The 22,544-nt window shown below is 59.0% G+C and carries 22 protein-coding genes; 10 read left to right on the top strand and 12 right to left on the bottom strand.

Translation table 11 applies throughout. From position 1 onward, the window contains the following. Positions 1 to 41: 41 nt before the first annotated feature. Positions 42 to 1,043 (bottom strand): polyphosphate kinase 2, encoded by a 1,002-nt coding sequence (gene ppk2, locus J5Y17_RS03180; protein ID WP_255571832.1) that lies wholly within the window; start codon positions 1,041 to 1,043, stop codon positions 42 to 44. Positions 1,044 to 1,194: 151 nt separating this feature from the next. Then, a complete protein-coding gene (locus J5Y17_RS03175) occupies positions 1,195 to 2,166 on the bottom strand; it encodes a glycosyltransferase (protein ID WP_219783767.1) in 972 nt (323 codons plus the stop codon). Positions 2,167 to 2,338: 172 nt separating this feature from the next. Here J5Y17_RS03175 and parE point away from each other — a divergent pair, with 172 nt between their 5' ends. The 4 genes from parE (at position 2,339) to J5Y17_RS03155 (ending at position 6,697) form a co-directional block, all read left to right on the top strand. Next, positions 2,339 to 4,294, top strand: a complete 1,956-nt coding sequence (gene parE, locus J5Y17_RS03170) for a DNA topoisomerase IV subunit B (RefSeq protein ID WP_219783766.1) — start codon at positions 2,339 to 2,341, stop codon at positions 4,292 to 4,294. Positions 4,295 to 4,333: 39 nt separating this feature from the next. Next, on the top strand, positions 4,334 to 5,257 hold the full coding sequence (locus J5Y17_RS03165) for a restriction endonuclease (protein ID WP_255571831.1): 924 nt from the start codon (positions 4,334 to 4,336) through the stop codon (positions 5,255 to 5,257). 98 nt (positions 5,258 to 5,355) lie between these two features. Continuing rightward, the gene (locus J5Y17_RS03160) at positions 5,356 to 5,778 is read left to right on the top strand and encodes a hypothetical protein (protein ID WP_219783765.1); all 423 of its coding nucleotides are present in this window, start codon (positions 5,356 to 5,358) and stop codon (positions 5,776 to 5,778) included. A gap of 61 nt (positions 5,779 to 5,839) precedes the next feature. Next, positions 5,840 to 6,697 (top strand): phosphotransferase, encoded by an 858-nt coding sequence (locus tag J5Y17_RS03155; protein ID WP_219783764.1) that lies wholly within the window; start codon positions 5,840 to 5,842, stop codon positions 6,695 to 6,697. On the opposite strand, the gene J5Y17_RS03150 is transcribed toward J5Y17_RS03155, so the two are convergent. The 3 genes from J5Y17_RS03150 to J5Y17_RS03140 form a co-directional block, all read right to left on the bottom strand. Next, a complete protein-coding gene (locus J5Y17_RS03150) occupies positions 6,694 to 7,374 on the bottom strand; it encodes an ABC transporter ATP-binding protein (RefSeq protein WP_219783763.1) in 681 nt (226 codons plus the stop codon). The genes J5Y17_RS03155 and J5Y17_RS03150 overlap by 4 nt on opposite strands. Continuing rightward, positions 7,367 to 8,662, bottom strand: coding sequence for a lipoprotein-releasing ABC transporter permease subunit (locus tag J5Y17_RS03145; RefSeq protein WP_219783762.1), 1,296 nt, complete (start codon positions 8,660 to 8,662; stop codon positions 7,367 to 7,369). The genes J5Y17_RS03150 and J5Y17_RS03145 overlap by 8 nt, the downstream gene beginning before the upstream one ends. 112 nt (positions 8,663 to 8,774) lie before the next feature. Next, the gene (locus tag J5Y17_RS03140; protein ID WP_219783761.1) at positions 8,775 to 9,281 is read right to left on the bottom strand and encodes a DUF2937 family protein; all 507 of its coding nucleotides are present in this window, start codon (positions 9,279 to 9,281) and stop codon (positions 8,775 to 8,777) included. A gap of 306 nt (positions 9,282 to 9,587) precedes the next feature. Between J5Y17_RS03140 and J5Y17_RS03135 the strand changes: the two genes are divergently transcribed. Further along, positions 9,588 to 10,100 carry a fasciclin domain-containing protein gene (locus J5Y17_RS03135; protein WP_219783760.1) on the top strand — a complete coding sequence of 171 codons (513 nt, stop codon included), beginning with the start codon at positions 9,588 to 9,590 and terminating at the stop codon, positions 10,098 to 10,100. A 77-nt stretch (positions 10,101 to 10,177) separates the two neighbouring features. Here the strand turns inward: J5Y17_RS03135 and proS are convergent, their stop codons facing one another. Beyond that, positions 10,178 to 11,515 carry a proline--tRNA ligase gene (proS, locus tag J5Y17_RS03130; RefSeq protein ID WP_219783759.1) on the bottom strand — a complete coding sequence of 446 codons (1,338 nt, stop codon included), beginning with the start codon at positions 11,513 to 11,515 and terminating at the stop codon, positions 10,178 to 10,180. A 170-nt stretch (positions 11,516 to 11,685) separates the two neighbouring features. Between proS and J5Y17_RS03125 the strand changes: the two genes are divergently transcribed. The 3 genes from J5Y17_RS03125 to J5Y17_RS03115 all read left to right on the top strand — a co-directional run bounded on the left by J5Y17_RS03125 (position 11,686) and on the right by J5Y17_RS03115 (position 15,137). Beyond that, positions 11,686 to 12,768 (top strand): AI-2E family transporter, encoded by a 1,083-nt coding sequence (locus J5Y17_RS03125; protein ID WP_219783758.1) that lies wholly within the window; start codon positions 11,686 to 11,688, stop codon positions 12,766 to 12,768. Positions 12,769 to 12,770: 2 nt separating this feature from the next. Beyond that, positions 12,771 to 13,454, top strand: a complete 684-nt coding sequence (locus J5Y17_RS03120) for a DnaA ATPase domain-containing protein (RefSeq protein WP_219783757.1) — start codon at positions 12,771 to 12,773, stop codon at positions 13,452 to 13,454. A 99-nt stretch (positions 13,455 to 13,553) separates the two neighbouring features. Continuing rightward, positions 13,554 to 15,137 (top strand): Ppx/GppA family phosphatase, encoded by a 1,584-nt coding sequence (locus J5Y17_RS03115; protein WP_219783756.1) that lies wholly within the window; start codon positions 13,554 to 13,556, stop codon positions 15,135 to 15,137. 3 nt (positions 15,138 to 15,140) lie between these two features. Here the strand turns inward: J5Y17_RS03115 and J5Y17_RS03110 are convergent, their stop codons facing one another. Genes J5Y17_RS03110 through J5Y17_RS03090 form a run of 5 tightly spaced genes read right to left on the bottom strand, consistent with a single transcriptional unit; the run spans position 15,141 to position 18,438 of the window. Next, positions 15,141 to 15,464, bottom strand: coding sequence for an AAA+ family ATPase (locus tag J5Y17_RS03110; RefSeq protein WP_219783755.1), 324 nt, complete (start codon positions 15,462 to 15,464; stop codon positions 15,141 to 15,143). A gap of 47 nt (positions 15,465 to 15,511) precedes the next feature. Further along, positions 15,512 to 16,570 carry an endonuclease/exonuclease/phosphatase family protein gene (locus tag J5Y17_RS03105; RefSeq protein ID WP_219784078.1) on the bottom strand — a complete coding sequence of 353 codons (1,059 nt, stop codon included), beginning with the start codon at positions 16,568 to 16,570 and terminating at the stop codon, positions 15,512 to 15,514. Then, positions 16,570 to 17,253, bottom strand: a complete 684-nt coding sequence (locus J5Y17_RS03100; RefSeq protein WP_219783754.1) for a molecular chaperone DjiA — start codon at positions 17,251 to 17,253, stop codon at positions 16,570 to 16,572. Before J5Y17_RS03100 ends, J5Y17_RS03105 begins: the two co-directional genes overlap by 1 nt. Before the next feature lie 52 nt (positions 17,254 to 17,305). Then, positions 17,306 to 17,809 (bottom strand): GNAT family N-acetyltransferase, encoded by a 504-nt coding sequence (locus J5Y17_RS03095; protein WP_219783753.1) that lies wholly within the window; start codon positions 17,807 to 17,809, stop codon positions 17,306 to 17,308. Next, positions 17,806 to 18,438, bottom strand: a complete 633-nt coding sequence (locus J5Y17_RS03090; RefSeq protein WP_219783752.1) for a VOC family protein — start codon at positions 18,436 to 18,438, stop codon at positions 17,806 to 17,808. The genes J5Y17_RS03095 and J5Y17_RS03090 overlap by 4 nt, the downstream gene beginning before the upstream one ends. A 91-nt stretch (positions 18,439 to 18,529) precedes the next feature. Between J5Y17_RS03090 and nhaA the strand changes: the two genes are divergently transcribed. Then, positions 18,530 to 19,750: a Na+/H+ antiporter NhaA gene (gene nhaA / locus J5Y17_RS03085; RefSeq protein WP_219783751.1), complete on the top strand. Its 1,221-nt coding sequence runs from the start codon at positions 18,530 to 18,532 to the stop codon at positions 19,748 to 19,750. A 75-nt stretch (positions 19,751 to 19,825) separates the two neighbouring features. On the opposite strand, the gene scpA is transcribed toward nhaA, so the two are convergent. Further along, positions 19,826 to 21,949 carry a methylmalonyl-CoA mutase gene (scpA, locus tag J5Y17_RS03080; protein ID WP_219783750.1) on the bottom strand — a complete coding sequence of 708 codons (2,124 nt, stop codon included), beginning with the start codon at positions 21,947 to 21,949 and terminating at the stop codon, positions 19,826 to 19,828. A 106-nt stretch (positions 21,950 to 22,055) separates the two neighbouring features. Here scpA and J5Y17_RS03075 point away from each other — a divergent pair, with 106 nt between their 5' ends. Next, positions 22,056 to 22,529: a DUF4174 domain-containing protein gene (locus tag J5Y17_RS03075; RefSeq protein ID WP_219783749.1), complete on the top strand. Its 474-nt coding sequence runs from the start codon at positions 22,056 to 22,058 to the stop codon at positions 22,527 to 22,529. The last annotated feature ends 15 nt before the right edge of the window (positions 22,530 to 22,544 follow it).

Here is a 22,544-nt window from a genome sequence, read left to right as displayed (position 1 = left end):
CGAAAGCCCCGCCTCAAAGACGGGGCCCTTGCTATATGTGATTAAACCTTGCCGTTCTTGCCGCGCCGTGCCTCCGGGTGCAGCGCCGTGCCGAGGATATGTTCGGCCTTATGCACCACATGTCCGGCGTGACCGACGATCAGCGGATCAGGCTCCCCGATCAGCTCCTCGTCTTTGTCAGGGTAGTCGAGCGTCATCAGGAAATGCTTCATGCATTCGATCCGGGCGCGTTTCTTGTCGTTCGATTTGATGATCGTCCAAGGCGCATCCGCCGTGTCCGTATAAAAGAACATCGCCTCTTTCGCCTCGGTGTAATCGTCCCATTTGTCCAGCGAGGCCTTGTCGATCGGCGAGAGTTTCCACTGTTTCAGCGGATCGGTTTCACGGGCCTTAAAGCGACGTTGCTGTTCGGCTTGGGTCACTGAGAACCAATACTTATAAAGCCGAATGCCCGAACGCGTCAGCATGCGTTCAAATTCCGGCGTCTGACGCATGAATTCGAGATAATCGTTTGGGCTACAGAAGCCCATCACCCGCTCGACGCCCGCGCGGTTGTACCACGACCGGTCATAGAGCACGAATTCGCCGCTGGTCGGCAGGTGCTCGACATAGCGCTGAAAGAACCACTGCCCGCGCTCTTCGTCGGTCGGTTTATTGAGCGCCACAACACGCGCATGACGCGGGTTCAAATGCTCCATGAACCGTTTGATCGTACCGCCTTTGCCTGCCGCATCACGGCCCTCGAAGAGCAGAACGAATTTGTCGCCGGTCTTCTGCGCCCAGAGCTGCGCCTTCAGCAACTCCGCCTGGAGCGCCACTTTGGTGCGCTCATATTCGGCGCGGGTCATTTTTTTACGATACGGGTATTTCCCACTCTCGAAAGCTGCGCGGATTTTGTCCGGCGTCACGGTCGGAAAGCTTTTCGGCCCGCCATGCACCGCCGCCTCGGGGGGCGCAACCGGCGCTGCGGCTGCGGGCTTAGACTCCGCGACAGGGTCTGCAACAGCGGGGGTGTTGGCGGCGGTTTTCAAAGGCGTCGTCATGTGGGCATATCTCCATCGGTGGGCAAAGCGGGGCAAACTGTGCGCTTGTCACCTCCCTATTACATGAAAACCCGTCGCTTTTCCTTGATCTGGGGCAAGGTTTCCCACGCCCTATCCAGATGTGCCGCTTTATCCGACGCCTAAAGGGGCCTCAGACCGACACATGGCGTTTGACAAAACTCGGCGCGATCCAAGAGACAAGTTCCGAGAGGAACACGATCAAGGCGTATCCAAAGCCGCCCAAAGCGCCGAGCGCGCCTCCGATCAGGCCGAAGTGCAAATTCCGATTGCGCGACACAACCCGCGACGGCAACTGCAGAACGGTACGCAACAGGCGAAACACAGCCCCGACCGGACTGGCCTTGAGCCATCCTGCCTTGCGCTGGCGGTTCCAATACACATTGTCAAACCCCTTCGCCGCCGCACGGTTCAGGATATGGCTCACCCCGTTCGGCGCCGGATGTGACATCCACGCGGCTCCCGCTGAATGAATCGCGACACCATCCTGGATCAGCGCCCGTGCCATTTCGTTACACTGACCACGGTAGGCCTGCGCCTCGGGGAACGGATGCGCATCAAAGGTCGCTTTCCGGATGGCCAAATTATTGGCAAAAAAGCTGCGCCGGGTGCTCAGATCCGGCAAACTGCGCTTGGGTTTGAAGAACCAGAAGAGCGCAAAAGCCTTTCCCGTCGCGTCCGGTGTGTCGAGATAAGTGTTGCCGCCGACAATCTGTACTTCGGGATCCTGAAACGGTGTCAGCAACGCCTCGAGCCAACCCTCTTCCGGCACCACATCGCTGTCGACGAACACAATCAGGTCCTCGTCGCGCTGAGCAACCGCATGGGTCTTCAGCGCGTAATAATGCCGATCTCCCGCATCCATGAAGGTCACAGTCCCCGGCCAGCTCTCTTCTTCGATACAATCGTCCACGGCCCCTTGGGGCACCGAGATGTCGACATCATGCGGGTTATACGCAATCACGAGATGAAACCGGCAGCCCTCGCGCTGTGCGAAAGCAATGGCTTGGCCTTGCAAACGACGTAGCATTTCCTTGGGGCGCTCAAGCTCCGCCAAAAGCGCATTTTCCCATTCGACGATGATCGCCACGTCCCGATATGACATGTTCCCCCCCAGGTGTTGCCATGAAGTATTCGAGCGAGAATATCACTGCGGCCTCGTCTGATAACTGGAAAAACGAGCAATTTTTCCCCGTAACCCTACAAGATATTGCCCCCGACCTCATGCAATGGTCTAATGGTCCACCAAAGAACCACAAGAAATCGAGCCTCTTTATATGTCCGACGACCTGCTGGCCAACGGCCCCGACGAGTATGATGCATCTTCCATCGAGGTGCTGGAGGGGCTTGAGCCCGTGCGCAAACGCCCCGGCATGTATATCGGCGGCACGGATGAGCGTGCGTTGCATCACCTTGTAGCAGAGATTCTCGACAACTCGATGGACGAGGCCGTCGCGGGCCATGCCAACCGGATCGAACTCATCCTTCATGCCGATTACTCCGTCACCGTCACCGACAACGGGCGCGGCATTCCGATCGACCCACACCCAAAGTTTCCGGGCAAATCTGCGCTCGAAGTCATCCTTTGCACGCTCCACGCAGGCGGTAAATTCTCCGGCAAGGCCTATCAGACCTCTGGCGGTTTGCACGGCGTTGGCTCCTCTGTGGTGAACGCGCTCTCGGACCTAATGATCGTGCAAGTCGCCAAGAACAAGGAGCTGTTCGAACAGCGGTTTTCCCGCGGCATCCCCGAAGGTCCGGTCGAGAAAATCGGCGCCGCTCCCAATCGGCGCGGCACCTCGGTGAAATTCCATGCCGATGCGCAAATCTTCGGCTCGCACCGTTTCAAACCCAAGCGCCTGTTTACGCTGGCGCGCTCCAAGGCCTATCTCTTCTCCGGCGTTGAAATCCGTTGGAAAAGCGAGATCGACGATGGCGAGACGCCCACCGAGGCCACTTTTCACTTCCCCGGCGGGCTGGCGGATTACCTGTCCGAGACGCTGGGCACCTCGTCGACCTATTCCGAACGCCCTTTTGCAGGCGTGGTCGAATTCGGTGCGCGCTTTGGTGTGCCGGGCAAGGTCGAATGGGCGATCAACTGGACGCCGTCGCGCGATGGCTTCATCCAGTCCTATTGTAACACAGTGCCGACGCCCGAGGGCGGCACGCATGAGACCGGCTTTTGGGCCGCGATCCTCAAGGGTGTGAAGGCCTACGGCGAACTTGTCGGCAACCGTAAGGCCAAGGACATCACCCGCGATGACCTGATCACCGGCGGCTGCGCATTGGTCTCCTGTTTCATTTCCGATCCTGAGTTTGTCGGCCAGACCAAGGACCGCCTCGCCACCACCGAGGCCGCGCGTCTGGTTGAGAACTCTGTGCGCGATCACTTCGACAACTGGCTGGCCGCCGACACGAAATCCGCAGGCGCCATCCTCGATTTTCTGGTGCTCCGCGCCGAAGAACGCATGCGCCGCCGTCAGGAAAAAGAGACCCAGCGCAAATCCGCGACCAAGAAACTGCGCCTTCCGGGCAAGCTCACCGACTGTACCTCGAAAGACCGTTCAAACACCGAACTGTTCATTGTCGAGGGCGACTCGGCCGGTGGTTCCGCCAAGGGCGCGCGCAAACGCGAGACGCAGGCCTTGCTGCCCTTGAAGGGTAAAATCCTGAACGTGCTGGGCGCGGCGTCGAACAAACTCACGTCGAACCAGGAAATCTCGGACCTCTGCGAAGCGCTTGGCGTTGGCATGGGCACACGATTCAACGTCGATGACCTGCGCTATGAACGCGTGATCATCATGACCGACGCGGACGTCGATGGCGCGCACATCGCGTCGCTGTTGATGACGTTTTTCTACACCCAGATGCGCCCCCTCATCGACCAAGGCCACCTCTACCTCGCCTGCCCGCCGCTCTACCGCCTGACACAGGGCGCGAAACGCGTCTACTGTCTGGATGAGGCGGAACGCGACATGTGGTTGGAGAAAGGCCTTGGCGGCAAAGGCAAAATCGACGTTTCGCGGTTTAAGGGGCTTGGCGAAATGGACGCCAAGGATTTGAAAGAAACCACGATGGACCCGGCCACGCGCAAGCTGATCCGGGTGACGATTGACGAAGACGAACCGGGCGAAACCACCGATCTGGTCGAGCGTTTGATGGGGAAAAAGCCGGAGTTGCGGTTCCAGTACATTCAGGAAAACGCGCGGTTTGTTGAGGAATTGGATGTGTAATGGTTTTCACGCGAACAAGTTCGCGTGAAGGGGGTAATAATGCCGGTACCTGATTATCAAACGCTCATGTTACCCGTGCTTCGGCTCTTCGCAGCAGGAAAAACCAATATTTCAGAATGCTTAGATGATCTGAAGCGTGAATTTGACATTTCGGACGAGGAAGCTGAAGAACTCCTTCCTAGTGGAAAGATGACATATCTTGGTAACCGCGCTCATTGGGCAAGGACATATCTAGGCAAGGCCGGTCTTCTTCAATCTCCGAGACGTGGATTTCATGAAATCACGGAACTCGGGAGGGATTTTCTTGCGACGCATCCAAAAGAACTTAACAACAAGGTCTTGGAGCAGTTTGACGCTTTTGCAGAATGGCGCTCAACACAATCAGCGACAGATTCTGACATAGAAACGCCTCTACCCAAGGGCAGTGATCAAAGCGACCAAACTCCCGAAGACGCTATTCAGGAAGCAAGCCAAATACTAAACCGCACCCTGCGTGATGATCTTTTAACGGAATTATTACGTGTTAGTCCGGCTCGGTTTGAACAGCTTATCTTGGATGTTTTGTCTGCAATGGGCTTTGGTGGCGGCAAACTATCCAACAAAACTTTAACTCCTATTTCTGGAGATGGCGGCATTGATGGTGTCATCAATGAAGATGCGCTGGGGCTTGACGCGGTCTACATCCAAGCAAAAAGATACGCTCCAGAAAACAAAGTCGGGCGACCTGACATTCAAAGATTTGTTGGCTCACTGACAGGAGAAAGCGCGACGAAAGGTGTCTTTGTCACGACTTCGGACTTTTCACGCGAGGCACATGAGTACGTTCAACGTGTCCAGCAAAGGATAGTCCTCCTCAACGGCCAACGTCTCGCGCAGCTCATGATCGAACATAATGTTGGTGTTCGAACTCAAAGCACTGTTGTTATCAAGAAACTAGATGACGATTATTTCACGAGCGATTGACCCCCTCGGCACCCTTCCGCCCATCCCCAAACTTGGGGGAACCCTTCCCTCTCACGCCGCGTTATACTCTCTGAAAACAAAATTCAGAGGCGCACATGATGAACCGCTTGAAAACCCCGACACTCTTCGCCCTCACGCTTTTGACGGCGAGCCCGGCCTTTGCCAATCCGAACAAGGTCAAGCATGGCAACGGGCATGGCAATGGCAACGCAGGTCACGTGCGGGTGCACATCCCGGCGGGCTGCGATCTGCCGCCCGGCATTGAAAAGCAAATCCGTGAGGGCAAGCGCACCTCCCTGCCCCCCGGCATCGCCAAGAACTGTGCCGAGCGCAAAGGTTTCGCCAAAGGCGACCGCCTGCCCGACGGCTACACCATCCTGCGCGATTACGGGCGGTATGGCCTGCCCGATCCGGGCCGCGACCGCTACGCCATTTCCGGCGATACGATCTATAAAATCGCCCGCGACGCGGCCATCGTCATCACCGCGATGGGGATTTACAACAACATCGTAAACAACTGATCCGACACGGAGGATCGCGGGGCAGATTGACGCTCTCCCCCGCGCTCTCCATAGTCCCGCCATGGCCCGCTCCTTTGACACGCTCGATCTGGTGGCCGCCCATCGGCGGCTTTTGGACTTCTTCGAAGAGCGTCCTCACCTCGGCGCGCGGGCAAGCGGGATCGAGGCCTTTCAAACCTATCACCAACGCGCCGTGTTTCGGCTCACGTGGGACGGTCGCCCGGCGATTGCCAAGCTGATTTGGCATAGTGAAAAAGCCCGCGCCGTGAGTGGCCAGACCGGCGCGCTCAAACAGATCGCCGAGGCTCTCGAAGGCCGGCCAGCACATGTCCCAGAGGTGCTGCATATCGCACCGAAAGCCGGGCTCTTCGTGATCTCTTTTGTCGAGGGGCCGAGCGGGTTGGAGCATCTGCGCGAGGGGCGGATGGCGGAGGTGGTGGACGCCGGACGTCAGTGGCTTCAGGAGGCGACGCGCTCGAACCGGATGCAGAAGCCCTTCCCCATGGCCCGCTTCATCCGCGCATTAGAAACCTGCGCTCAAGGCCCTGCGCAAGAGGTTGCTGACCGCATACGGTCCCTGTTAGAAAACGCGCCAGAGACCCTGACCATCGCGGCGGGACACGGCGACTATTGGCCCGGAAACCTGATCCTAAGCCGCAATGGCCCCACCGCGATTGACCTCTCCGGCCACCGCGACATTCCCCTGATCGAGGACATCACCCGCTTTGCAAGCGGTGTCTGCGAGCACAACGAGGCAGGGTTAACCGAAGCGATCACGGCACCGCTCTTGTCTCTTCTGCCAGAAGTTGAGGCCATGCGGAGTTTCGATCTGTTTTACGGGTTGGCGCTTACGCAAAAACTCCACGCAAGCGGTGGGAACGGCTATTCTCAAGAGCGCGCTCGGTTTTTAGGCCTTTAAACCGGGACGACCCGCCCCGCGTCCAACCGGACCACACGGTCCATTTTCGCCGCCAGTTCAAGGTTGTGCGTGGCAATCAGCGCGGACAATCCCTCGTCGCGCACCAACCCCATCAGCACATCGAACACCAAATCCGAGGTTTCCGGATCGAGGTTGCCGGTGGGTTCATCCGCGAGCAAAAGCCCCGGCTTGTTCGCCAAAGCACGACAGAAGGCAACGCGTTGCTGTTCGCCACCCGAAAGCGCCGAAGGCCGGTGCTGGGCACGTGGACCGACGCCGACTTTTTCCAGCAACCCCATGGCGCGTTCCGAGGCCTCAGCCTCCGGCACGGCATTGGCGAGCTGGGGCAGGATGACGTTATCAAGCGCGGTAAATTCCGGCAGCAGGTGGTGGAACTGATAGATGAAGCCGACGCCCGCGCGGCGCATGGCAGTGCGGGGCCTGTCACCCAAGCCCGTCATTTCCTGACCCGCGATTTTGACCGATCCGCTGTCGGGCAGATCCAAAAGCCCCGCGATGTGCAAAAGCGTCGATTTGCCGGCGCCCGAGGGCGCAATCAGACCCACGATCTCGCCGCGCGCCACCGTCAGGTCGATGCCACGCAGCACGTCGACCTCGTTGGGTTTGCCGGCGTTATAGGTCTTGGCGACCCCGTTCAGAGACAACATCTCACTCATAGCGCAGCGCCTCCACAGGGTTCATGCGGGCCGCGCGGCGGGCCGGGAAAATGGTCACGATGAAAGAGAGTCCCAAGGACAAAGACACCGCCTTGAGAATATCGACAGCGCGCAACTCGGCAGGCAGTTCATAAATGCCACGGATCGACGGATCCCAGGCGCCACCGCCGTTGAGCCAGTTCACAAAGCTCAGCACCTGGTCGATGTAAATCGCAAAAAGCGACCCGAGGATGACGCCGAAGAGCGTGCCCAAGACACCCGTGATCGCGCCGCAGATGAAGAAAACGCGCAGGATGGAGCCTTCAGTCAGGCCAATGGTGCGCAGGATGCCGATGTCGCGGCCCTTGTTTTTCACCAACATGATGAGGCCCGAGACGATGTTCATCGCGGCGATCAGCACAAGCACCGAGAGGATCACGAACATCACGTTGTCCTCAATGTCCAAGGCGCGAAGGAAGGACCCAGAGGCATCGCGCCAGGTCCAAACCATGCCGTGCTCGCCCACCGCTTGAAGCAGAGGAATGGCCATGTCGTCGACCGCTTCGGGATGCTCCACCATAACCTCGACTTCATCCGCCGCCCCCTCGCGATTGAAGAACTTCTGCGCCTCGGCAAAGGGCAGATAAGCGCGTGTTTTATCAATATCATAGCGCCCGGCGGAGAAGACATAAACGACCTCGAAAGAGGACACACGCGGGCTTGTGCCAAAGGCGGTTTTGGCGCCGTCGGGCGAGATCAGCTTGATCTTATCGCCCACAGTGACGCCCAGATCGCGCGCCACGCCGGAGCCGATGGCGATGCCTTCGGAGAACCGCGTCACGTCGCCCCAATGTTGATCGGGCTCAATCGCAACACGCGGAATGGTCATCAGGTCCTCGGGCGAAATGCCATAGACCTCGACGCCCGCATTGGTGCCTCGGGACGAGACCATGACCTGACCACGCACGAGAGGAGCGGCGCGGGTCACGCCCGGCACGGCACGGAGTTTCTCGGCCCAGCCCTCGTAATCGGTAAGCGCGCGCGAAGTATTGCCCTCTTCGGTCACATAGATCGAGGAATAGACGGTCACATGGGCGTTGGAGCCCAAGATCGTATCGACAAATTCGGCACGAAATCCGGTGCGCACGGCAAGCGTGATGATCAGCGCCGCCACGGCCAAAGTGATGCCGATCAGCGAAATCCATGTCATCACGGAAACGCCCCCCTCTTCGCGCCGCGCGCGCAGGTAGGCAAAGGCGATTTTCCACTCGAAGCGGGAAAAGGGCTTGGTCGTTCTGGCCGCGTCCACGAAAAGGCTCCTGAAAACTTTGCCAGACCAAACCCTTTGGCAGGGCAAAGGTCAAGCGCTGCCCTGCCCCAAGTGCTGCCCGTCGCGATGAAAGCCGCGTGAGGGAAGCGGATTAAAACGTGAGACCGGCCTGCGCTTTGCGCCGGCGGAACGGCCAGGCCAGAAGCGCCAGCACGCCGGTGACAGCCAGCCAGCCGCCCAGATAGCCCACAGCGGCGGAAATACCGCCCTCGACCGTCAAGGGCAGCGCAGGGCGGAAGTCATCGTAGGTGGCACGCGCCAGCACCGTGTCAGCGACGCGTTGCGGCATCGTCAAACGCTCCAGAGGCGTCGCCTCTTTCAGCACCGTCAGATCCTCCGACAGGCGCGCATGGCGGTCGATGGTGCTGCGCATGTCACGACGGCGGTTCTCAAGGAAAATCGACCCACCCATGGAGGCCAGCGCCTCTTCGCGGGTCATCTCGGCGCGGTGTGCGGAGGCATCGAAATCGGCGATGACCGTTTGCAGGGCCTCGACCTGACCGCCTAAGCGTTGCGTGTATTGCTGGGTGAACTCAGGAAACTGGGAAACAACGGCGGCCCCCAACAGGCCGCCCGAAAGGGCGAGTGCTCTCAACATGTCTGCCTCTTTTCCGTCTTCTGCGGGTTTTGATGCAGCTAGCCTAGGGGGATTCGGGGATAAACCTCAAATCGTCCGCTCCCACTTGTGGGATTTGTGCGAGTTTTCGCCAGTGAACCGCAGGTCAATTCCCAAAAACAACACTCGACAGAGAAAGCAAAGCACTGGCAGGCGCGCGCAGCACGGTGTCAATCCTCTATCAGCCACGATCACACCCTGATCACACAAAGATCACATAAACGTCATAGCGAAATCCGAGAAGGCAGTCGTTGCGTATCCGGAACATAACAACCACGGGAGGATACCATGAACGTACTGAAATCCACGACCGCTGCCGCACTTCTCGCTCTGACAGCAACAGCTTCTCAGGCAGACTCAATTGTCGAGATCGCCGCTGCCGATGATCGGTTCTCCACACTCGTTGCAGCGGTGCAAGCTGCGGACCTTGTCGATGCACTTTCTGGGCCTGGCCCCTTCACCGTGTATGCTCCGGTCAACGACGCGTTTGCCGCGCTGCCTGAGGGCACTGTAGAGACCTTGCTCGAGCCGGAGAATAAGAGCCAGCTGACCAACATCCTCCTCTACCATGTCGATGATCGCAACTTGCCGGCTTCGAACATTCCGATGGGGTCGAATTACTTCAAACCCATGCTGGAAAGCGAACGTCTTTGCATCACCAAGAGTGCGAACGGCGTGATGATCTCGGATGGCACGGGCGAGATGGCCAACGTCGTGATCGCGGACATCCAGGCCGACAATGGCGTGATCCATGTGATCGACAAGGTGCTCCTGCCTGGCAAGCGCCCAAGCTGTCACTAAGAGGGCCATAACCCCGGCAACAAAAAGCCCCCGAAGTGTCCTTCGGGGGCTTTCTTAATTCTTCATTGCGTTCTCTTTCAAAGACCCGCGTAGATTTTCACGATTTTCTCGACCGCCAGCTCCGGCGTCATCTCTTCGCTTTCGCCCGTCTTGCGGCAGGTCACTTCGACCACGCCGTTTTTGAGGCCGCGCGGACCGACGGTGATGCGCCACGGCAGACCGATCAGGTCCATGGTGGCGAATTTGCCGCCCGCACGTTCATTTCGATCGTCATAAAGCGCCTCAAGGCCCAAGGTTTCAAAGGACTTATAAAGCGCCTCACAGGCCGCATCGGCCTCTTCGTCGCCCTGTTTCAGGTTAACGATGCCAACGTGGAAGGGCGTCACACCCTCCGGCCAGATGATGCCTTTGTCGTCGTGGCTGGCCTCAATGATCGCACCTAAGAGACGCGACACACCAATGCCATGCGAGCCCATGTGCACGGGCACAGGCTTGCCATCCGGGCCTTGGACGGTCGCGCCCATGGATTCGGAATATTTCGTGCCGAAGTAGAAAATCTGACCGACTTCGATGCCGCGCGCGGTGCGGCGGCGTTCTTCAGGCACCTCAGCAAAGATCGCTTCGTCGTGGGTCTCATCGGTGCGGGCGTAGCGCGAGGTGAACTCTTCGAGAACGTCCTGACACTGCTCGACACTGTCGAAGTCAATCTCACGGTCGCCGAATTTCAGATCGGTGATCTCGCTGTCGTAGAACACCTCGGATTCGCCGGTCTCGGCCAGCACGAGGAACTCGTGGGTGTAGTCGCCGCCAATCGGGCCACCGTCCGCGCGCATCGGGATCGCCTGAAGCCCCATGCGCTCATAGGTGCGCAGGTAGCTCACAAGGTGACGGTTATAGGCATGAAGCGCGTCATCCATCGTCAAGTCGAAGGTGTAGCCGTCTTTCATGAAGAACTCGCGGCCCCGCATCACGCCGAAACGCGGACGGATCTCGTCACGGAATTTCCACTGGATTTGATAAAGCGTCAGCGGCAGGTCTTTGTAGGACTTCACGTAGCCGCGGAAGATGTCGGTGATCATCTCTTCGTTGGTCGGCCCGAAAAGCATATCACGGCCATGACGGTCGGTGATCCGCAGCATCTCATCGCCATAGGCATCATAGCGGCCGGATTCACGCCAGAGATCGGCCGATTGCATCGTCGGCATCAGCACCGGGATGTGCCCCGCGCGTTGTTGTTCTTCGTGCACGATCCGTTCGATGTTCTTGAGCACCTTGTAGCCCAGCGGCAGCCAGGAGTAGATGCCCGCAGATTGCTGGCGGATCATGCCGGCGCGCAGCATCAGACGGTGCGACACGATTTGTGCCTCGGACGGGGTTTCTTTCAAAACCGGAAGGAAATAGCGCGACAAACGCATAGGCGGAGCCCTCAAGTGATCAGTGTTTGCATCGGTCTAAGCGATCACCAAAGCACAAACAAGACTGCGCAACCTTTCGGCGTCCTCCAAAACAGCGGCGCACTTGCGCCCTCTTCCCCTTGAAACCCATGTCGGCACGGGCGATATGGGAGGAAAGACAAAGGGGCGACATGGCATTACCGGTCCGCGATCAGATGAAATATTGGGGGGTCGCTGCGGCGGTGTTCCTCGCGTTGTTGTGGCTTTTGGGCAATGTCATTCTGCCTTTTGTGCTCAGTATGGCCGTGGCCTATATGCTCGACCCCGTCGCCGACAAGTTGGAAAGCTGGGGCTTTAGCCGCATTGCCGCCACCGTGGTGATCACTCTTGTCGCGGCGGTGCTCTTTGTCATCATGGCGCTTCTGGTCATTCCGACGCTGATCAAACAGACGACGGATCTGGTGAATATCGCGCCAGAATTGATCAACAATCTCCAAAACTTCCTGACTGAGAAATTCCCCACCCTGCTCGACCAGAGCAGCCAGCTGCGGCAGACGCTGGTCAAGATTGGCGAGACGATCCAGTCGAAAGGCGGCGAGTTGCTCTCGACCGCGCTGGCCTCCGCGATGAGCCTGTTCAACGTCGTGATGCTGTTGGTTCTTGTGCCGGTGATCACCTTTTATCTGTTGATGGATTGGGACCGCATGGTCGCAAAAATTGACGGGCTACTGCCCCGCGATCACGCGCCGGTCATCCGCCGCCTCGCCTCCGACATCGACAACACGCTGGCTTCTTTCATCCGTGGTCAAGGCACCGTCTGTCTCATCCTCGGCACGTTTTATGCCGCCGGTCTCATGCTCGTGGGCCTCAAATTCGGTCTGGTCGCGGGCGCCGTGGCGGGGGCTTTGACCTTTATTCCCTATGTCGGCGCCATCGTCGGCGGGCTTTTGTCCATCGGCCTCGCGCTGTTCCAGTTCTGGGGCGAATGGCAATGGATCGCCGCCGTGGTCGGCATTTTTGCCGTTGGCCAGTTCGTCGAGGGCAATATCCTGACACCGAACCTCGTCGGCTCCTCCATCGGACTGCATCCCGTCTGGCTGATCTTTGCGCTCTCCGCCTTTGGCACGCTCTTTGGCTTTGTCGGCATGCTAATCGCCGTCCCTGTCGCCGCTGCCCTCGGTGTGGTGGCACGCTTTGGTATCGACCAGTATCAGGACAGCCGTCTCTACCAAGGCCTCAGTGCCGATGAGAGCCACGAGGCAGAAGACAGCTGACCATGGCAGAACAGCTCATTCTCGATCTTCCCACGCGTGAGGTGCTTGGGCGCGATACGTTTTTCGTCTCGCCCTCGAATGCCATGGCAATCGCGACACTCGATTCCGTGGCCACTTGGCCCTCGGGCAAACTGGTGCTCGTCGGCACAGCCGGCTCCGGCAAAACCCATATGGCGCACGTGTTTGCCGCCGACCATGGCGCGGTGATCCTCTCGGTCGCCGATCTGACCGAAGCCGACATTCCCGCCTTGGCCGCTGAGCGCTACGTTGTGGTCGAGGACGCCGACCGGCTACCAGAACTGCCCGATCCGAAAGCGGCTGAGAATGCGCTGTTTCACCTACACAACCTGACCTTGGCTGAGGGCGGTCGGCTGTTGGTGACGGCACGCACCGCGCCGAACCATTGGCAGCTCACCCTGCCCGATCTGGCCTCAAGGATGCAGGGCACGACCGTGACCCGGATCGATCCGCCCGACGACATGCTGCTGACCGCCATGCTGGTCAAACAATTCGAGGACCGGCAAATCACCGTGCCCGTCGCACTGATCCCTTGGCTCGTAAAACGCATGGAACGTTCGGCAGGAGCCGCGCGGGATATGGTCGATGCGCTGGACCGTGAGGCGCTCCGCGCGGGCAAGCCGATTTCGCGTAGCCTTGCCCTGAGCCTATTTCCCTCCGACACGTAAGCAGCCCAAAAGGCGCTGGATTTTGCCCAAAATCCATGCGATTTACGAAGTCGAAGCCATTTGGCACTGTCGTTTAAGACCAACGAGATAGGCACCGTCATGACCGATCTTTCGCAAGATGCGACGGAACACCAAGGCGCAACAGCAGCAGAGACCGAGACACAAGACTGGGGCGTTTTCGGCCGCCCGCTGTTTCTCGACGCGGAGGCGCGCGCCCTGTCGCGGGTCGGCGTGGTCGATGTCGGATCGAACTCCGTGCGTTTGGTGGTGTTTGACGGCGCGGCGCGCAGCCCGGCCTATTTCTACAACGAGAAAATTATGTGCGGGCTGGGCGCTGGCCTGCGCGAAACCGGGCGGCTCAACCCGGAGGGCAAGGTCCGCGCCATGTCCGCCATCCGCCGGTTTCAGAAACTGGCGCAAGGTATGGGAATTCCCCCACTGACGGCGGTTGCGACCGCTGCGGTGCGGGAGGCTGAGGACGGTCCCGCTTTTCGGGAGGAAATAGAGCGGGAGACCGGCCTCAGCCTATGGGTCATCGACGGCGAGGAAGAGGCGCGGCTCTCGGCGCAGGGGGTGCTTTTGGGCTGGCCCGAGGCGGACGGCTTGGTCTGCGACATCGGCGGGTCCTCAATGGAACTCGCCGTGGTGTCGAAAGGCGAAGTCGGCAAACGCGTGACCTCGCCTTTGGGGCCGCTCAAACTTCAGGGGCTTAAAGGGGGGCGCAAGGGTCTCAAGGATCATATCGCGCCGATCATGAAAGAGCTCGCTGAGACCATGGGCACCTCGCATCCGCGGATTTATCTGGTCGGCGGCTCTTGGCGTGCGATTGCCCGGATCGACATGGAGCGGCGCAATTACCCGCTACACGTTTTGCATGAATATCGGATGTCGAGCCGCTCGGTGACCGACACGATCAAATTCATCCGCAAAAGCGATATGGACGAGTTACGGGCCAAAACCGGCACCTCGTCGAGCCGGATGTCGTTGGTGCCGATTGCCTCAGAAGTGTTGCGGCAACTGGTGCGGACTTTCCATCCGAAAGAGATATGCGTCTCGTCCTATGGTATCCGCGAAGGCATGCTTTATGAGCAAATGCCGCAAAGCGTGCGCGCCCGCGACCCGCTGATCGAGGCCTGCCGGTTCTCAGAGATGAAAGACGCGCGCCTGCCCGGTTTCGGCAAACAATTGCACGCCTTCATCGAGCCGATCTTCAAGGCCCGGCAATATGAAAAAATGCGCCTGATCCGCGCCGCCTGCCTGCTGCATGACGTGACATGGCGCGCGCACCCAGATTACCGCGCCGAGGTCTGCTTCGACAATGCGACACGGGCCAACTTGGGCGGTCTAACCCATAAGGAACGGATTTTCCTCGGTCTTGCGCTATTGCACCGCTACAAAAACTCGCGCGACAACACGCCCTTCGCCAATCTGATTGAGATGCTTTCGGAGAAAGAAATCCGCGACGCTGAGGTGCTGGGCAAGGCAATGCGCTTTGGCGCGATGTTTGCAGTGGATGTCCCGACGGATTTGGCAAAAATCGCCTATTTCCCGAAGAAGAAAGAATTGTTGCTGTCGCTGCGCCCGGAGGCTGAGGACCTGTTCGGCGAAGTCACCAATGCGCGTTTCCAATCTCTGGCCAACAGTCTGGGCGCCAAGACCGAAGTGCGTCACCTCCGATACTGACCCTTAGAGGTCGATGGCCTCGTTCGGCAGCTCCTCGGGCATATCCTCGGGTGTCTCAGGCGTTTCGTCCTCCGGAGCCACCTCGGGCTTGCGTTTGATCAGGATATCGCCATTGGGCAGGATCACCGGCGCCTCATAGGCGTTGAGATCGTCGACATAGCCCTCAAGTTCCTCAAGCGCAGGCCCCATTTCCTCGAAGAGATGTTCGAGCAAAAGCCTTGAGCCTTCCCGCAAAAGGCTCCAGCCCTCCTCCGCGTCAGAGGGCGTATCTTCGGCCAGCGCTGGCGCTGCAAGAAAGACAAGCGGGATCAAGAAACTCTTTTTCATAGCCACAATATAACGTCTCCCCCTCCGAATTTCACCCCTATCGACTTTTATCCCCGTCCAAGATTCGACAGATCCAGATCAACCGAGACCGGAAAATGATCGGACGCCTGAAGCAGCGCCTGCTTCAATTCCGGCGTGTTGAAACAGACCGGATCGTCGAACGGATGCCAAATGCGCCAATGAGCGCCGGGTTTTAGATCCTGCGACACCATCACATAGTCCAAAAGCGCCGAGAGATAGCGTTTGTCCTCGTCGATGTAGAACCGCGCGGAGGTCGGCCCCTGGTTGCCACGCCGCGCGAGCGCCTCGGTCGCATGCGGGTCCGACAGGCGCATTTCTGGCGGCACATCCGGGTCTTCGCGCCCCATGACGATCTCGACACCCGAGCGTCCAAACAGCTTTTCATATTCATCAAGCCCCGGCCCGTCATTGAAATCGCCCAGCACGATCAACGGCTCGCCCGCCTTGAGATGCCCCTCGACCCGCTCCCGCAGCCAGATGCATTGCGCCAATTGCTTGCGCCGGTTCTCAATGGAAATCCGGATCACGTCGTCACGGGTGCGCGCGCCATGCGGTGCCTTGGATTTCACATGCACGCCGATCATGCGAAAAGCCAAGCCGGTCTCGCGGACCTCCATCGCCAGCTCCAGCGGCGGCTTTGAGAACCGCACCTCTTCGCGGTCGCGGTCGGTGTCCAGATCAAGTCGGTAGATCGAATTGAACGCGGGCGGCTCAAACCCGTCCCCGAGATCAGCCGGTGCCCCGATCGGATCGTGCCGTGCGCGCAGCACCAGCGGATCATACATCAGGGCGATTTCCTGCTGCGTTTCGTTGATATATCCGACCTCGACCGCCATAGCCCGCAGCCCGGCCCAATCGGCAAATTGCTCCAGCGCCCGTCGGGTGTCGCGTTTGCGATTGGTGTCCGGCGCCTCGATCAACATGATCGCGTCGGCATCCAGCGCGTTGAACACGATACCGAGGGATTCAAGCTGCATCTCGCGGGTCACATTGTGTCGGGCGGACCATTTATCGTCGGCCTGCGGGCGCCCTTTCTGGTCGAAAAGATTGTCGAACCATTCGACATTATAGGTCGCGATGCGGATCACGCCGCCCTCTCCCCGGAGATTTCCTCCCAAGCGGCATTGATCTCGACCAACCGATCAGAAGCCAGCTTTACTGCCTCTTCCGGCACGCCTCGGGCGATCATCCGGTCCGGATGTGTTTCGCGCACCAAGGCCCGGTAAGCCGACTTAATGTCCGCCAGCGTGGCAGAAGGCTCGACACCCAGCACATCATATGGATCGCGCACCGCATCGGGCACATAGCGCGCGCGCAGCACCCGAAAGGCACGGTCTTCAATGTCGAAAATCTCCGCAACACGGATCAGAAACGCGTCCTCACCTGGGTGATATTCACCGTCTGCCATGGCGATGTGAAACAACCCGTCCATGATGTCCATAAGCGGGCGACATTCCTCGCCATACATCTTTTTCACGCTCTTCGCGTAATCCTCGAACCCCGCCACGTCTTGCCGCGCGAGATTGAACACGCGGGCTGCAGCGGCCTCGTCCTCTGGCGCGATCTGGAAAACTTCTCGAAAGGCCGTGACTTCATCGCGGGTCACCAGACCATCAGCCTTGGCCATTTTCGCACCCAAGGCGATCACCGCGATGGCAAACCCCACGCGCCGCTCCGGGTCGGACCGAAAGCGTTCGAACACCAAAGCGAGGCTTTCCCCCGCACGTAACGCCTTGAGCGCTTCAAGAATTTTGGACCAGATCGACATGCCGCGAGCTTATCCATTTTGGCACCACAAGTCCCGCGACAAATACGTGATGTCAAAGGAACTTTTGCAGGAACAAAACATCGAGCCAGCGGTCGAATTTGAACCCGGCCTGCGGGACACGACCGGCCTCGCCATACCCCAGAGCTTTGTGAAAGGCGATGGAACCCGCATTGTCGGCATCAATCGCCGCGATCATCGAATGATGCCCCGCCTCGCGTGCATGCTGTTCGACCACCAGCATCAACGTCCGCCCAAGGCCAAAGCCCTGCGCCGCGTCGTTGAGGTAGACGGAATGCTCCATGGTGAAACGGTAGCCGTTGTTGCCGGGACGGAACTGGTCATAGGTCGCGTAGCCCACGACCTCACCCTCCACTTCGGCAACATAAAACGCGCGACCTCGGCTCAAACGATCCGTGACCATGGCGGCCCAAGCTGCCTCATCGCGCTCCTCCGAGGAAAAGGACGCTGTCGAACCCGCGATGACAGGTGCCATGATGGCCTTGAGTGCAGCGGCATCGGCGGGTGCCGCCTCGCGCAGGTATGGTTTATCGGTCATGCGATCCAGATCTCCCCTGAGGCCGTGCCAATCTCGGCGGTGAGGCCGGGGGTTTTGGCTTGGACAATTCGAACATTTTCCATCGCCTCGATAAAAGGCGAGAGCGCCGCGCGCAAGCCTTCGGCATCGGGGTGCGAAATCTTCAGCCTGCGAAAGGCCAACCCCGGGTCGAGCAGCTTCGGCGCCGGGTGGGGCGAGTGCCATTCGATGAGCGCCGGGAAGCAATTGTCAAAGGGCAGAATGCCCGTTTCTGGCACAATCATGCGCCAGGCATAATCGCCACGCCGAAACGACATAATCCGCCCGACATCTGCCGGGGCGCGTTCCCACGCCTCCTCCAGATCGGCGCAGGCCACGACCCAGTTCGTGAGTTTCGGCGTCCCGCCAAAGTTGTCCAAATCGAACCAACGCGGGAAATCCGGTCTTTGCGCATTCGGATCGGGCGCGATCACTTCGAGATAGGCCTTTTCCCCATCCGGGCGTGTCATAGCCACCAGACGGTTTTCCGTCGCCATATCCTTGTGTTCTCCACGCGGCCCGAAGGGAACCCCCAAAAGAGCCTCTGCCCAGTCGCGCCCCTGTTCCAGATCGCCTGCGGAAATCACCAAATGATCAATCTGATAGGTCATTGCCCTTGTCCTTATTGAAACCTTTTAAAAAAGCCCCATTTCCTTATAACGCACCTTTAAATCAACTTTCAGGAAAGACCAGAAAAAGACAATGCTCCTGCGCAAATTGGAACAGTTCTTCGACAGTGAGATTTCAGGCGGTATCGTGCTCATGGTGGCCGCCGTCGCTGCCATGTTCGTGGCCAATTCCTCGCTTTATCCTTATTACGATGGCGCCCTGTCGTCGTATTTCACCGTTCAACTTGGCGAAAACGGCCTCTCCAAACCTTTGATCTTGTGGATCAATGATGGATTGATGGCTGTCTTCTTCCTCCTCGTGGGGCTTGAGCTCAAACACGAGTTGATGGAAGGCAAACTCAAGAACCCGCGTGACGTGGTTCTGCCGGGCATGGCGGCCGTCGGCGGTATGCTCGTCCCCGCTCTGGTCTATTTCGCACTCAACATCTCCTCGCCTGAGACACACGGCGGCTGGGCCATTCCGGCGGCGACCGACATCGCTTTTGCATTGGGTATTCTGGCACTTGTGGGCGACCGCGTACCCTCTTCGCTCAAAGTTTTCCTTTTGACGCTTGCGATCCTCGATGACTTGGGCGCGATCCTGATCATCGCGTTTTTCTACACCGCAGATCTGCATCTCGATTACCTGTTCCTGTCGGTCATCCCGCTTGCGATCATGTTCTACCTCAACCGTGCGGGCATTCACCGCATCGCACCGATCATCCTTTTAGGCACGGTGCTGTGGGTTCTGGTGCTCAAATCGGGCGTGCACGCAACTCTCGCGGGTGTGATCACTGCCTTCTTCATCCCGATCAAGGACAAATGGGGCAAGTCGCCGCTGCATGCTCTTGAACATGCGCTGTCGCCCTATGTGTTCTTCCTGATCGTGCCGATCTTTGCCTTCGCCAACGCCGGTGTCGTGCTGACGGGCATCACCTTGGATGACGTGTTCTCGCCGTTGCCTCTGGGCATCGCCTTGGGCCTGATTGTCGGTAAACAGGTCGGCGTGTTCGGCATGACCTGGCTGTTGGTGAAAATGGGCGTCGCCAAGAAACCCTTTGGTGCAACCTGGCTCCATATCTACGGCGTGGCAGCCCTTGCGGGCATCGGGTTCACCATGTCGCTCTTCATCGGCGGACTGTCTTTCGACGATGCCTTCCACATGAACGAAGTGCGCATCGGCGTTCTGTCCGGCTCCGTGATCTCCGCGATCATCGGCTTTGTGGTGCTGAAACTCGCACCCGCTGAGGACGAAAAAGCCGCGTTGAAAGAGGCCGACGTGACCGCGCCTGAGGTTCAGGAACCGGCGCAGTAAAGCCGCAAGACACAAAACAAAAGGGCCGGAGGAGCGATCCCCCGGCCCTTTTTCATTTCAAATCAAATACTCAGATCATTCGGTCGAGATCAAATCTAGGATCTGCCGCGCAGCCGCCGGGATGTTGGTGCCCGGCCCAAAGATCGCTTTAACGCCTGCGTTGTAGAGGAATTCGTAATCCTGCTGCGGGATCACGCCGCCACAGATCACGATGATGTCCTCGGCGCCCTGCTCTTTCAGAGCTTCGATCAGCTTCGGCGCGAGCGTTTTGTGCCCTGCTGCCTGCGACGAGATGCCGACGATATGCACGTCGTTGTCGATGGCATCCTGAGCGGCTTCTTCCGGCGTCTGGAACAGCGGGCCTACGTCGACATCAAAGCCGATGTCGGCAAAAGCGGTGGCGATGACTTTCGCACCCCGGTCGTGGCCGTCCTGGCCCATTTTAACCACGAGCATCCGCGGACGTCGCCCGGCTTTTTCGGCAAAGGTTTCGACGTCCTTCTGGATCTGGGCAAAGCCCTCGTCGCCCTCGTAGGCGGCGCCGTAGACCCCTGCCAGCGTTTTCACCTCGGCGCGGTGACGTCCGAATGCTTTTTCCATGGCCATCGAAATCTCCCCTACGGTTGCACGCGCGCGGGCGGCCTCGACCGCCAGCGACAGGAGGTTGCCCTCGCCAGATTTCGCCGCCGCTTCCAAAGCGCCAAGCGTCTCTTCGACCTTGGCGGCATCGCGAGTGGCTTTGATCTTGTCGAGGCGGGCGATCTGGCTGTTGCGCACGGCCACGTTGTCCACATCGAGAATGTCGATCGGGTCTTCCTTGTCCTTGCGGTACTTGTTGACGCCGACGATGACTTCCTCGCCCCGGTCGATATTGGCCTGACGTTTCGCGGCGGTCTCTTCGATCCGCAGCTTCGGCATGCCGGAGTTGACGGCCTTGGTCATGCCGCCCATCTCCTCGATCTCTTCCATCAGGGCCCAGGCTTTGTCGGCCAGTTCCTTGGTAAGGCTTTCGACGTAATAAGAGCCCGCCAGCGGATCGACCACATTGGTGATGCCGGTTTCTTCCTGAAGGATCAGCTGCGTGTTCCGGGCGATGCGCGCGGAGAACTCGGTCGGAAGCGCGATGGCCTCGTCCAAAGCGTTGGTGTGCAAGGACTGCGTGCCGCCCAGAGCCGCCGACATCGCCTCATAGGCGGTGCGGATCACGTTGTTATAGGGGTCTTGTTCCTGCAAGCTAACGCCCGAGGTCTGGCAGTGGGTCCGCAGCATCTTGGACTTGGCAAGTTTCGGCTCGAATTCGTCCATCACGCGGGTCCAGAGGTAGCGCGCGGCGCGCAGCTTTGCGGCCTCCATGAAGAAGTTCATGCCAATCGCGAAGAAGAACGACAGACGCCCCGCGAACTTATCGACATCCATGCCCGCCTTGATCGCGGTGCGGACATATTCGCGCCCATCCGCCAGCGTAAAGGCCAGCTCCTGGACGAGGTTCGCGCCCGCTTCCTGCATGTGATAGCCGGAGATCGAGATGGAGTTGAATTTCGGCATCTCGTTGGCGGTAAACTCGATGATGTCCGCAATGATTTTCATCGAGGGTTCCGGCGGATAGATATAGGTGTTGCGCACCATGAACTCTTTCAGAATATCGTTCTGAATGGTCCCCGCGAGCAACGCGCGATCATGCCCCTGTTCTTCGCCCGTCACGATGAAATTGGCGAGGATCGGAATGACAGCGCCGTTCATCGTCATCGACACGGACACCTGATCAAGCGGGATGCCTTCGAAGAGAATTTTCATATCCTCGACGCTATCAATCGCCACACCGGCCTTACCCACATCGCCCACCACGCGTGGGTGATCCGAGTCGTAGCCGCGGTGCGTGGCCAGATCGAAAGCGACCGAAACCCCCTGCTGACCGGCGGCCAGAGCTTTGCGGTAGAAGGCATTCGATTCTTCGGCGGTGGAGAAGCCCGCATATTGGCGGATGGTCCAGGGACGGCCCGCATACATCGTCGCCTTCACACCGCGCGTGAACGGCTCCATCCCCGGCGTGTTGCCGAGATGGTCCATGCCCGCAAGATCGTCTTCGGCATAGAGCGGCTTGACCTTGATGCCCTCGAGCGTGTCCCACTCGAGGCTCTCAAGCGGCTTGCCCCGCAACTCCTTCGTGGCAAGTTCTTCCCACTTTTTCCTGTCCGTCATATCCGGCTCCTCTCCATATTCTTTCCGCAACCCTTTGTAAGCGCCACGTTCAACCTTGGTTTGGTCCTCTCATCGCCCTATATAAAGGAGACCTGCGGGAGGACCGATGAAACATCTCTATGTCACAGCACTTATTGCGCTTTTTCTCACTTCACCCTTGGCGCCGGATACAGCTTTTGCACAGGACGCCCTCCCCGAAACAGAGGCCGTCCCCGAAGAGCCGACGCCTTTGATCCAGAACGCGGGCGACACCGAGCTTTCCGAATTCAAATGGGCCGCGCGCGTGCTGGTGGTCTTCGCCGACAGCCCGCTGGACCCCTCATACAGCGACCAGATCGCTTTGTTGGAAGACCGCCCCGATGCGCTTTTAGAACGCGACGTGGTGGTGTTGACCGACACCGACCCGGCCGCACGCTCGCCGATCCGCACGGCACTGCGCCCGCGTGGCTTTGCACTGGTCGTCGTCGATAAGGACGGTCGCGTCATGCTCCGCAAACCCGCGCCGTGGAACGTCCGCGAGATTACCCGCGCCATCGACAAAACCCCGCTGAGACAGCAGGAACTGGAAAGCGGGCGCTGAGCCTCACCGCTCGTT

The sequence above is a fragment of the Celeribacter sp. PS-C1 genome, assembly GCF_019429625.1.
Classification (GTDB): domain Bacteria; phylum Pseudomonadota; class Alphaproteobacteria; order Rhodobacterales; family Rhodobacteraceae; genus Celeribacter.
This window is presented reverse-complemented; position numbering and strand designations above follow the sequence as displayed.